Raw genomic sequence first — 13,174 nt, 5'->3', positions numbered from 1 at the left:
TATAAATATTATACAAATTTTAATCAACGAAAATCAAAAATAATGAATATTTATATTTTTATTAAGGTTTTACTAGAAAAAATCATAAAAGTGAAATATAGTAATTTCAATATTAAAATAAAATAAAATAAAAAATTAAATAACAAGGCATTTTTTTGGACTTTATTTTTTATGAATAATTTTAAATTTTTTAATATTAAAATATAAAAAAATTTAATACATTCAACAAAAAACTATAATACTTTCTTACCTTAAAACCTTGATTATAGGTGTTAAAGAAAAATAGCAGAATCTAAAATAAAGCCTTAAACCTTGTGCATTTAATCTAATGCACACTAAAAAACGGGAGTATTTGTCAGTTTTTACACCACTTTAGAACAAAAAACAGTTTGAAAAAATATAATTTAATTTTCAAACTGTTTTTGCAAATTTATAATAGTGAACAAATATTTTTTAGATTTTCTCAAGAAGACCTAAGGCATATTTAGCGGCGCCTTGAGCGCCTTGTTTTATGTTAAAATTAACTTGGGAAATATCAAGATTTTGGCCAATTTTATCACTCAGATATTTAATGCAATAAAAATTCAAGCTATTTTTGGCACTTATTTGCGCAAAGGAAAATGCTTCCATATCAAAAAAATCAACAAATTGAAAATCTTTTACTTGATTTTCTTCAAAAATAAAACTATTTGATGAGCCTAAATTAAAATTTTGTGCAGCAATTAAATTATTCTCGTAAAATTTAGGTTCAAATGGTAGTTGGCCTGGCTGATATCAAGGTGTTTTTGCATCAAGTAGATAAAAACGTTTGGGAAATATCAATTGATTTTTCATTTTTGAAAAATCAATTGATGAACTTCCACCACAAGCGCCATAATTTATTATATTAGTAATTAAAAATTTTACTGCAACTGTTTGGGCAAAAATAGCTGAATTAATTAAGCCTATTTGTGAATGAATATAAAAAAAATAAATATTTTTATATTCATAAACTGGAAAATTTAGGTCTAAAACACTAACATTTTTTATAAATTTTGCCCCAAGTAATTCTAAATTTACTTCTTCTTGCTTATCAGCATAAAAAATAGCACTTTTAATTTTGATGTTTTTCATATAGTTTCATCTGATTGGTTGAGTTTATCATATTTTCATGCTTAATTTTGGACATTCTTACAAGTTGGCAAAAGGCTTTATTTAAATCTTGTTTTGCTAAGGCGCGTAATTTTTGAATACCTGGAAAACGACGACCGCGGGCTAATTTATCGGCTACATAAATTACTTTGTCAAACAATGACATTTCAAAACAAAGGGTTGTATGGCAAGAAATAGCGCGGATTATTTGCTCAAAAGGTAGTAAATAAACATTTTTTAGTCAAATTGAAGCTGTAAGTTGATGCAGTTCATAGTCTTGAAGATCTCTGTCATCAATTTTTTGGGATTTAAGAAAATCAATATGTTCTTGTCTGGTTCATTTTTTGGTTAAATCATGAAATAAGCCAGCATAATAAGCTTGTTTTGAATCTAGTCCATAAATTTTAGCATACTCATTAGAGAGTTCGGCGGTATTTTTTGAATGGATAAATCGGTCAGAATTACCAAGAAAACCTTTAAGAATTGAATTAGCATATAAAAAATTAGCACCAATAAAAGCATTTACTTTTGGATCAAGGCCAAAAAAGTTTCCACTTCTTATTTGCGAAGAACTAAAATTGGGCAGCTGGGTTGGCAAAATTAAGGCATTATAACGTTTAACATTTCCTAAATCAGGATAATTTTTGCGATTAAAAACAACAAGTTGGACTTTTTGAAGAATTTCCTTGTAATTTTTCCACTTTTTAAAACAAGCAAGATTATCAGAACCTATTATTAAAAAAAGTTTTGCATTAGGATATTTTTGTCTGAAATAATTTACTGTTTCAATTGTATAGCTAATTTTTTTGGCTTTAATTTCATAATCACAAACTTGTGTTTTTTCAATTTGAACTAATTTTAGCATTTCAAAACGAAATGCGGGGTCAATGTTGTTTTCTTTATTATTTTTTAACGGATTTATGTAATTTGGTACAAAAAAAAGCATATCTAAATTTAAAAAATCGATTGCTTTTTTTGCAATTTGTATATGAGCTTTATGAACGGGATTAAATGAACCGCCATAAATTGCAATTTTTTCTAATTTCATTTTTTAATACTCGGTTGCTTCAAATGTAACTGCTGAACGCACATATTTAACTTTTTTCGATTTTTCGATTTCTTTTGTAGGATTTTTTAAAAAACGGCGAATATAATCACCAACTCCGCCTTCTTTATTTGTTTTTTTAAGAATAACGGTTGCATGCTTTTTTACTTGCTGAGGCGAATTTGCCATTGCAACAGAAATTGTTGAAATTTCAAACATACCAATATCATTGTAACTATCACCAATTGAAATTATATTTTCTAAGTCAATTTTATAATAACGCGAAAGCATTGAAACTGCCTTAGATTTATTAACCCCAATTGCGGTCATATCAAAAACGTATGTGTGATTTTCTCCTTTTGATCAGGCCGAAAATTCACCTAGATCACCATAGCGTCGCTCTAAATATGATTTAAAATCGTTGATGTTTGTAGTTGGTTTTGTATCAAGAATTAAACAAGTTGGTTTTAAAGGTATTTTATGGAAATTTAGACCCGGCTTTAGATTTTTAATATGGTCAAATCCAAAAACTTGCTCTAATTGCTTATCGCGTTTTTTAATTTTAGCTCATCCAGGTCCTTCAATTGCAAAATTTGAGGTTTCGGCTTTTACTCGTTTGTCACCCATTATATATAAAATGTCATTTAAATTTATATAATTAATTGTTGGAATAAATTCAGAGTCAGTTGGGTTATGAATATAAGCGCCGTTAAAATTAGCAACAATTGTTTTTAGACCTAATTTTTCGTATATTGGTTTTGTCGATCTTCAAGGTCTTCCTGTCAGAATGCAAACAACATGTCCTAATTCAACAGCGCGTTTAATTTCTGATTCAGTATCTGGATGAATTTCAGAATTTGCACTATCAGAAAGAACTGTGCCATCAAGATCAAGAACAAAAAGATAGCGATTTTTTGAGATTTTCATTTTGTGAAATTATACCATAAATTTACTCGATATTATTATTTTATACCGATACAATTTTTAAAATATCAAAATTATATTTTTGGGAATATTAAATATTTTGATTTCCAAACTAAATTTTGAAAAAAATTATAAACTTAGTGAGGAAAGCAATCAATTTTGGAAGGATTCTTTTAATTTTGGCAAGATTTTGGTGAAAAAATTCAAGTAATAAATTTCCTCGTGATTACAGTGAAAAAATGACTTGAAGATAAAAAAATATTCTAAACTTTTGATAGAAAAAACTTTGTTAATAAAAGTTTTATTCAACTAATATATTATTTTTTACGAGGGTCTGTATAATTATCGGGATAAGTTCCATCATGAATTTGTTGTAAAATTTGGTCTTTTAATTTAGGTTGCTTTGTGATATTGGAAAATCGATTATTGTCAGCATTATAATAAATCATTGTGATCATGTCATTTAGCTTTACGTTGGAAGGTTTATATCAATATATTCACCCTAATCAACTTTTGGATTCAACAGGATTCCCTATTATGTCATCAATAAATTTCTTGTATTGTCTATCATTCGAATTACTTACTTTAGATTGGCTTCCATTGTGCAATGAGGCGCGTATTATTTCAGAAGCTTTCCAAGAGGAGAAAAAATTACCATAAAATAATTGGTCTCTAAGCCAATTTCGAGAAATCCTAGATTCATAAGTATAAAAAAGAAGGATTAGCGCTAGTCTATAAAGAAGTCTTCCTTTTGATGAATTTTTAAAATTGTTGATTGATATTCTGTTAGAATCTTTACCCTCAGAGTACCAAATTCTATGAAATAATTTTGAAATTGCTTCAAGTTGAGGATCTTTTTTATTCGATGTAAAAAGATCCTGAAAAGAAATTCCGGTATAAGTTATATGATTTAATTCTTTTAAAATTGGCGAAGCTTGATTTTCCTTTTTCTTATCTCAGTCCGGTGAGGCTAAAAATATTAAATCAAAGAAATCAGCGAGTGTTTTAGTTGATATTTTTTGTCCAGTTGGTGTGTTTAATGTTAATTTTTTTTCATCAATTAGTTCTTTTTGTTCCTTTTGACTTGGACCTGTTGAGTTATCGACGCTAATTTTTGGTTCAATTTTAACGACTAAATCAAGATTGATTAATTTTGCAAAATCTAATTTACTAAAAATAGCACTGAAAAAACTAGATGCTTCTTTACTAGATTCTAAAGTTTTAACTGCATCTAACATTTGGTCTAAAATTCCAGAAATTAAAGGATTTTCAAAGCCAAGACCAATAAATTCTTTTAAGAAAGTTTTAGGAATCTCTCTTGGTTTTTGAACTTTAGTAGTTAAATTTGGGTTGTTGTCTAAATTTAATTTTAGATATGAGGCAGCTATATCAACGGCTATATCTAAAAATCCATTATGTTTTACTAAAAAATCAAGCACATGTCACAAATAGGCCTTCAAAAATTGGCTATTAGTTTGGGTTTGCGAATTCTGGTTTTGAACGGTATTGTTATGACTATTATCATTACCTAAAAATTTAGTTAAGATTGATGAAAATGTTTTTACTTCTTTAAATGATTCTTGATTTTTATTTATATGATCTAAAATTCGAAAAATAAAAAGTTTGTTTGCAGAATTTGGTAAAAATTCTAACAACAAACTTTTAAATGTTGGCTCAATTTTTTTCTTACTTTCTTCTGATAGGCCGCTAAATATTGAAAAACTAGAAATATTCCCGACGCTTAATAGTTCAATTTTTTCTTTGAAAAAATCAGATTTAAAAATTTTTGTCAGTATTTTTCAAATATTATCTTTTTCTGATTGATCAATTTGGTTATAAACTGTTCCAATTTGCTTGACTAGTTCAACGATAAACTCTTCATTTGCAATCTCGGTTTCTAGTAATGAGTTCAAATTTGAAGTAGAAAACTGACCACTAGTTAATTTAGTCAAAATAGTTATAATTTTTGTTAAAAAAGCATTTTTTTTTGAATAATTTGGCGATTTTTTGGGCAAACTTTGGTTTTGTGTTTCTGCTGAAGATGAACTTGGAGATTGTTGTTCAGAACCAGAATCGCTAAATGGTTGAGCTTGAATTTGAAAATCAGCAATATCTTGACTCACATTTATTGCTTGAGCTTGGTCTGAAAAAATATTTATTGACTCTGGCTCATCGGTGTAATAACTTTCAATATTATTTTGAATTATTTTCTTAATTAGCTTGAAAAAAGATTCAAATTCTGTTTCTTCAAATTGAGTATTAAAAATTTTTTGTGATAGTTTTGCAAAATTAGTTGTTAGATTTTTCTCTTTTTCGTCTAATTTAACAATAAATTCACCAATAATTTTATTAAAATGTTGCCTTTCAAATAAAGACTTAATTAACGAAAAATTATCTAATGGCTTACTAATATTTGCTTTTGCAACTATTGTAAAATAGGAATTAAATAAATCTTTAAGTCCTTCAGATTTTAAAAATGAATCAAAAATTGGAACAATATCTTCACGATATCCTTCTGGAATGCTTGATAAACTTGATCGAATTTGTTCTAAAATAGGCTTAGTTTTCATTACTTCAGCAATTAATGAAGAAATTTTATCTGGAGTAATTTTGTTTTGATCTTGGCTACTTATTGCCTCTGAAGTATAGTAATTATTTGCAATATCAACGCTAAAACTATCAAATAAAGTCTCAATAACCGACTTTTTAGGAGTTGGATTATTAGAAATTGCATCAAAAATAATGGTAATTAATGATTTTATTATTAAAGGCGGTTGAATTGTTGTTTCACTTTGAATACTTAGAATTGAATCCCTTAGTTTTGTCAAAATATCACGAACAAGTTCTAAAATTGTATTAACAGAATCTTGTGATAAATTTAGTTGATATGCATCCAAAATTGCCTGTAAAAATTGGGAAATTGATTCTCAAGTTGCTGTGTTGCCTAAAAAAAGTGTAAAAACTTCTTCAATTAATTGAGAATTTTCTTTAAGAAAATTCTCAATTAAGGAATTAAAATTAGTGTGTTGTTCAAACTTTTTATTGTCAAAAAAATATTCAATAAGTTTTGAAAGTAATTTTTCAACTTCTGAAGATTCAAAAAAGTTAGATAAAATATTTAAAAGGGGTTCTTGAATTTTTGGATTGTTAAAAAAACTATTTTGGTCTAATTTTCCGATTAATTGCTTATGTAAAAATGATTGATCAAAAAGGTTTTTGACAAATAAAACCAAATCTTGATTTGAAATTTTGCTTTGAAAATCAAGACTAGCAAGACTTTTTAAAAGTGAATAAATTTGTTCTTGGCTAAAAAAATTATTTAGAAAATAACTAGAAAAATTTTGAAATGAAAGTTGTTGGTCCAAAAGCGCGATTTTTGTTGAATATTCTTGAATTTCTGCTTCATTTTTTGCTTTTGTTGCAGATTCAAGATTGTTTTTGAGAAAATCATACTCACTAAAATTTGATTTAGTAAAAGTTTCGAAAGTATTTATTGCGCCTTTAACAAAATCAAAAATTAAATTGTTAGTTGGGATTGTTTTATCATATTTTCAAATTTGATATTTAGAGTAAAAGTCTTCAAAAATTAGTCTAATAATTTGCGAAAAAGTTTCAATTGACTTAGGTGTTAGACCTTGGTCAGTCAGTGAATTGCTAATTAAATTAATTAAGTTAGTTAAGAACTTTTCGTCTTGAACATTTTTTGCAATAAAAGCGTAAATATTTTCTTCAAGTTTTGGCAAATTATTAGCTAAAAACTGAAAACCAAAACGGTTTAAATCATCAATTCGCTGATATTGGCTTTTATTTACTAAAAAATCATTAATTGCTGAATTTACAACATCTGATAAAGGTTTGAATGAATTTGAAACTAAAAAATCTTTGGCCGAATCAAAAAGGAAGGAAAAACTAGCATAATTTGGCGAAGAACTATCAATAAAGTTACTTAGGTCAAATTTTGTTAAAATTGGGTAAAATTTATTAAGTAATTTTTTAAGTGATTCAATTTGATTATTGCTTAATTCAAAACTTAAAAGTTCATGAAATAAATCAAGTAAATTTTTGGAATCTTTAAAAAAAGTTGAGTAATTTGTATAAATTTGGTCAGCAAAAATTGATGAAATGTTCTCAGTAACATTTTTATAATCGCTTTGCTTAATAACATCTAAAAAGTTTTTAGCAGCAAGATCATTCAATTTGGTCCAAACATTTGTTCGGACAATAACATCAGCGAGCGAAACTAAAAGATTAGTGAGCGAATCTTGATCATCTTTAGGCAAATTAAAATTAAAATTATCGTTAATAATTCCAACTAGAACCTGAACAGAGTCATGATGTTTTAGCGTTTCAGAAATAAAATTCCTAATAAAACTAACATTATCAGCGTCATTTTCTGGATTTTCGAGGTAAGTTTGGATTATTTGCTGAAAACTGGCAGAATTTTTATATTCATCAGCGCGAAGCTGAAAATCAGTAATTATTTTTGTAAATAATTTTCTAATAGAATCAAAAGTAAAAACTACTTTTAAATTATCTTTATATGCAACATCAACTTGGATAATATTATTAATTATAAGATCCTGAACTAAACTTTGTCCAAAAATAGAAGCAAAAATTAATTCTTTAGTTTTTTCAGGATTTTCACTGGCAAATTCAGAAGTTACAACAGTATTTAAAACATCAATTATCTGTTTTTCATCAAAGTCGGCAAAAATTTGATTAACTAAATCAGAAATTGTCGCCTTTTCTCAGTTCTGGGTATCAATAATATTTTGAACATAAGTCTGAAAACGCGCAATTATTTGACTAAAAAAGCCACTTGAGAAAATTTTTTGCAAAATTTGGGCAAAAGAAGCGCCAGCTTTTTGGTTTTCCTTTCAAAAATCGGTTAAAGTTTTTTGCACGCCTGGATTATTTTGGAGTCCTAACTGGACAAAACGGCTTAAAAAATCACCAAAATTATTATTTAATATAACATTCACAAAATTTTCAAGCGGTGATTTTTCAGTTTTTTGAATATCTGCAGTCGTTCTTGTTTCGATTTGAGAGGTCTCAGAAATAAACTTATCAGTTGAGCCTTCAAGACTTAAGGCCTCAAGAATTTGTGAATTTGATGCTATATTTAAAATACGACGGTAATTATTTAAATCTTTTTCGACATAATCTTTGTCTCAGCCTAATTTTTGGTCTGCTTCATTTCTAAATGGAATATCTTGTTCAATAGCAAGTTTGAACAAGAGGTCTTGGGCCATTTTTTTATAACCTTTTGTTGAAGGGTGAATATCTAATTCTTTTGTTGCAAATTCGCTTGGATTTTCTTGTCAAATTTTTTCATTATACAAGTCAACATACTGAACTTTTTGAACTCTGGCAACCTGTCTAATCGTTGAATTTAAACGTTTTATTGCTAAATTAGCGTAATTTTCCGGCAAACCTATCTCATTTGTTAGTAATTTTTCAAAAAATTTAACAATATTGGATGTCAAAGAATTATATCCGACTAAAACAATTTGAACCTTAGGATTGATTTTGCGCAAATTTTCAACTAAAGTTAGCAAATTTCGATAAATTTTTTGGTAGGTTAGTTCAATATTTTGCATAAATTCAAAACTTGCTTCAGCTTTTGTAGCAAGTTTTTGCAATGGTTTTGCAATTACGCGAAAATCAATAGATTCAATTAAATCATTTGCCCCTAATGAAAGTGTTATTAAATTTGATTCTTGGATTTTTTTGTGGAGTTTTGGAAAACTTGTTGCCGAAAAGTCATCAAAAACATAACGAATTTGCTGCCCATATGGCGAATTTAATTTTCTGTCTAGATGATAATTAAAATGAAAATGTGTTTTGTCTAAATTTTTGTATTTTTCATTTTCAGGATTAAGTAAATATAGTCAATCTGTGATTGTTGTTCAAGAAAGTGCCAAATTATCGAACGATTTAAGGGCATTTGGATTAACTTTCTGAATAAAATTAGCAAAAAAGGCAGGATACGAAAGTCCTTTTACTTGATTATTTTCATCAAGCATACCTCTAACATCAAAAGAGTAATCCCAATTAAAACCAGCAGAAATCGAATCACCTATTGATAAATAATTAATTTGATCCAAAAGCTCTTCAGTTTCTTGGACCGAGTGGGTAATTGGTATGTTAATTTGATCTCTTTCATCACGATTTTTTATACCAATCAAAGTAATTCCAGAAATCGTTAAAGATAAGGTGCTAAAACTTAAAAATATTTTGAATGCTTTAGAAAAATCAGGTTTTGAGATATTTTTTTTCATTATTTTACCCCGCTTCTTTTTGTTATTCCAGATTTTTTTAAGAAAAATCGATTAGATTGGTCCAATTAGTTAAGGAGCAAACTAGAAAATAAAATTTAAATTATACACTAAATAAGATTAAAAAAACTCAGATAATTATTTTTTTTCTGATTAAATTAGTAGAAAAAATTCAGACAAATAATTTTTATCTATGGTTTTGATTGTAGTACTTTTGTTAATTTTTCTACTAATTTATTTAGTTTTCCTGAGTTTCCCAGTTTGATAAGGCAATTTTAAAAAAGTATCCGGTTTTAGGGACTTTTTTAAGTTTTTTGGTAAAAGTTAGTTACAATTTTTATTAGTGATTTATTAAGATATCAAAGTAAAAATCATACCTATTTCAAATATTTGGGTCACTAGGAACGCCATCTCAATTTTTAAATGTTATTTGCTGATCTAAAGTGTTAAATTCAACCCTTTGCCTTAATTTTTACAACATCGTTACTAAACCAACCTCAGTTAATTGATTGTTTTCAAATAACTTGTTTCAAATTTCACGTTTGAAATTTCCTTAAAATATTTAGGTTTTTTGCCAAACAATTTGTTTACTTCAATAAAACCATCTTTATTTTGTTTTTTCATAATCTATAATTATACCATAAAATTACTTAAAATGCTAGTAAATGCTAGTAATAAAAATTAAGATTTTAAAATCAAAAAACACTGATTTACGGGTGTTTTTTCATATTTATATTCACTAAAAAGTCAATTTTTGCCTTAAAACTGGGAAACTCGGGATTTAGTTTTGATCTTAAATTTTGTTGGTTAATTATAAAAAAACCTCGTAAAAACGAGGCCTTTTATAATTAAAATTTGTGATTAGACATACTCAGATCTAAATTTTTCAAAAAGTTTATTATATTCTTCATCACTTTGAGGTGTGTCAAATAAAACAAAACCTTTAAAGGTGATTCCAGTTTCAGATCTTGAAAGTTTTTTGTCAATAGCTTCTTGATTTTCTGATTTGGTGGTTCCAAAAGTAAAATCTTTACCAAAATTCCATTTTGCACCAGTTGGTATTTCACGTCTTCAAGTGAAAATCGGTTTTTTAGCATCATTAGATTCGCTAGAATAAAACTTCATATTCATAATCGATTTGCTATCTTTTTTTTGAATATCGACGCCTAAAATAATAGTGGCTCTAGAATTATTAAGAAAATCATGAAATACTGAGTGAGGATTTTTTGGCTCAATTTCCAAACTAGGCTGAGGGTATTCTCCATTAATTATATCTCATTCAGCTTTAAATTTACCGTTATATGTTGTTTGAAATCCTGATTTTTCGTTATCAAAATCTATGCCGTGGGTTGGCCTGGATTTAGGTTTAGGAATGAAATCAGCACCAATTTTAAAAACGCCCTCTACAAATAGTTCCTTTTCAATAAGTAGGTTAAAATTATTTTCATTTTCGCCTGTTTTTAGTAAAAAATATTGGAGAACGTCAAGTTTTGGCAATTTATTTGGTTTAAAAGCATAAAGGAAGGAAGTGCCATCATCTAATTTTAGATCGGCATTATTATTTGCACTCTCCAAGGAAATTCCACCTTCAGCTAGATAAATACCTTGTTGTTGGTCATCAACATGGACTTTTTCACTTGATTTATTTGAAGGCGCTTCGTTTGCCTTAAATTTAAAATTCGGATTATTAACAGCTGAAATTGATTTTAAAACTTGCTGATTTTGACCATTTAAAGATTGTTCTTCTATTTCAACATTAGTTCTTCAATCTAAAAATAGGTGAGTTTTTACGCTATCAGAAAAAGTTTTATAAAGTTTACTGTCTTTATTTACATTATCAAGTTCAATTTTGAAAATTTTTTCAATTCCACTAGGGGTTTTAATCTTAAGATTAATTTCATAAGTTTCATCTTGATAATCTGCGGAAATATAAATAGAAGTGCCTTCAGGAAATTTAGCTTTTTCAAGGTTTTCAAAAAGTTTTCTTAGATAATCACCTAAAGATTGTTGACTTGGAGAAGCGGTTATATCTGGGGTTGGGGTAGTTGGAGCTGGAGTTGGAGAAGGAGGTGTGTCTGAACTTGAAGAAGGAGTTGAATCTATGCTTGAAGAAGAACCTGATTCTGTTGTATCTTGGAATAAGGTCGGTAAAGCGCTAACGTTTGTAGCAGCAGGTGTAGGTGCGGTTGCGGCTTCAGCGCCCTGATCTGAGCCTTCAACGGTCTGATCAGGGGTCGAAGCTATTTGGGTCTGATTAATTTTATTACTTTTGGTTGCAAAAAAATTAAGAGCATTGAAAAAAGGACTTAGCTGACTTGTTATATTTTTTATATCGTAAGGTCGATTTAAAAAAGGTTTGATTTTATCATCAATTGTTGAAGCAAAAACTGTAATTGGCAAATCTTTCTTAATTTCAAAGCTTAAATTGTCAATATTTTCTGATCCTTGTTTGTCAAAACTCTCAATTGCATTTATAAAATATGCGCCATAAATTTCTTCAGCTGCATCAAATTCTAGTTCAAAATTAAAGGTATAAGTGTTATCTTCGGCAAGTTTTAGACCTGAAGGAAGTAATGTTTCTTCAGTAAAATTACCTTCAATATTTAGTCCAACATTGACAATATTAGAATTTTTAGGATTATTTTTGTTTGCTTTTACTAAAAAAGAGACACTTTTTGCAGTAAAATTAGGAATTAAATTTTTAATTTCTTCTAGAAATGTATTATTTTCAGCTGTATTTACGCTTGAATTTGAAGTAAATCAAGAATTAAACTGCTCAAGATTTAAATTTTGAGGATTTTGGGTAAAATATTCTGATACACTCAGACTGTTTTGTGCTAAATGTTTAGAAATTGCTGAGTTAAATTTATAATTTTTTTTAAAAATTTTTAAAAATTCAGAAGAATTTTTTTGGTCATTCTTCTTAGGCACATCCACAAAGTTAAGTGTTAATTTGCTACTTTTTCGTGTTTTTTTATCAAATAAAGTCAATGCTAAATCAATTTTATTATTAACATCGTCAATATTTGTAAAAATTAATTTTTCTTGTTGCAAATCAGGTTTTATTTCAAAATTGGAAGGAAAAACAAAAATCGGTTCAGAATTTATACTAAAGGAAATTCCGCCAAATTTAGAAAATGTTGCAAATAATGCTGAACTTGAATTTTTTGTTTCTTTAAAATGTTTATTAAATTCGTTATAAAATAAAATAGCAATTTCGGTTGCAGTTTTTCCTTCTAAAAAATCTTGATTTAGAAGACTAATCGATGCACTCAAATTCTGGGCTGAAAAATTCAAGGTTTTATCTTGATCTGAAAAATCTAAGTCAAAACTTGCAGTATAATTTATACTTTTACTAGAATTTGAAACATTAACAGCAAGATTTTTTATTTTATTTGACTCAATTTTTATTTCTGATTGACTCCTAGGAATAACCAATCTCAAATTTAGGCCTGGATATTTTTGACTAATTTCACTAAAATCAATCGCATTATTTAAGTCAAAATTGTATGCTTTATCAAAATGCAAATTTAGCGCATCAGAAGCACTTAATTTTTTAGCAAATTTTGACTTAAGTTTTAAATTAGCAACTAAGCTATCAAATTCAGACGTGTTAAATTGTGAATTAACATTCAGATTTGTAGCATTAGCTAGTTTCTCGTCAAATTCAGATAATTTTGAATTATAATTTTTTGACTGCAAGGAGATTAAATAAGGAACACTGGCAGAAATACTAACGACCGTGCTAATTCCTATAATTGCAAAAATTATATGATTTAATTTAATTTTTTTCATA

General features: G+C 27.6%; 5 protein-coding genes and 1 pseudogene. All 6 read right to left on the bottom strand.

All coding sequences use genetic code 4. From position 1 onward, the window contains the following. Positions 1-453: 453 nt before the first annotated feature. A complete protein-coding gene (locus KW512_RS03515) occupies positions 454-1,113 on the bottom strand; it encodes a 5'-methylthioadenosine nucleosidase (protein WP_258841411.1) in 660 nt (219 codons plus the stop codon). Beyond that, positions 1,094-2,179 carry a nicotinate-nucleotide adenylyltransferase gene (locus KW512_RS03510; RefSeq protein WP_258841410.1) on the bottom strand — a complete coding sequence of 362 codons (1,086 nt, stop codon included), beginning with the start codon at positions 2,177-2,179 and terminating at the stop codon, positions 1,094-1,096. Before KW512_RS03510 ends, KW512_RS03515 begins: the two co-directional genes overlap by 20 nt. 3 nt (positions 2,180-2,182) lie before the next feature. Beyond that, complete coding sequence (locus KW512_RS03505; RefSeq protein WP_258841409.1) at positions 2,183-3,103, bottom strand: Cof-type HAD-IIB family hydrolase; 921 nt, start codon at positions 3,101-3,103, stop codon at positions 2,183-2,185. A gap of 314 nt (positions 3,104-3,417) precedes the next feature. Next, positions 3,418-9,381: an SGNH/GDSL hydrolase family protein gene (locus KW512_RS03500; RefSeq protein ID WP_258841408.1), complete on the bottom strand. Its 5,964-nt coding sequence runs from the start codon at positions 9,379-9,381 to the stop codon at positions 3,418-3,420. Positions 9,382-9,718: 337 nt separating this feature from the next. Next, a pseudogene (locus KW512_RS03495) lies at positions 9,719-10,002 on the bottom strand (IS1634 family transposase); the annotation flags it as partial. Between the two features lie 237 nt (positions 10,003-10,239). Next, positions 10,240-13,173, bottom strand: coding sequence for a P110/LppT family adhesin N-terminal domain (locus KW512_RS03490; protein ID WP_258841407.1), 2,934 nt, complete (start codon positions 13,171-13,173; stop codon positions 10,240-10,242). Position 13,174: the final 1 nt, after the last annotated feature.

The sequence above is a fragment of the Mesomycoplasma ovipneumoniae genome (genome assembly GCF_024758565.1).
Taxonomy (GTDB): domain Bacteria; phylum Bacillota_I; class Bacilli_A; order Mycoplasmatales; family Metamycoplasmataceae; genus Mesomycoplasma; species Mesomycoplasma ovipneumoniae_B.
The sequence above is the reverse complement of the archived record's forward strand: the minus strand, read 5'-3'. Positions and strand labels throughout refer to the sequence as shown.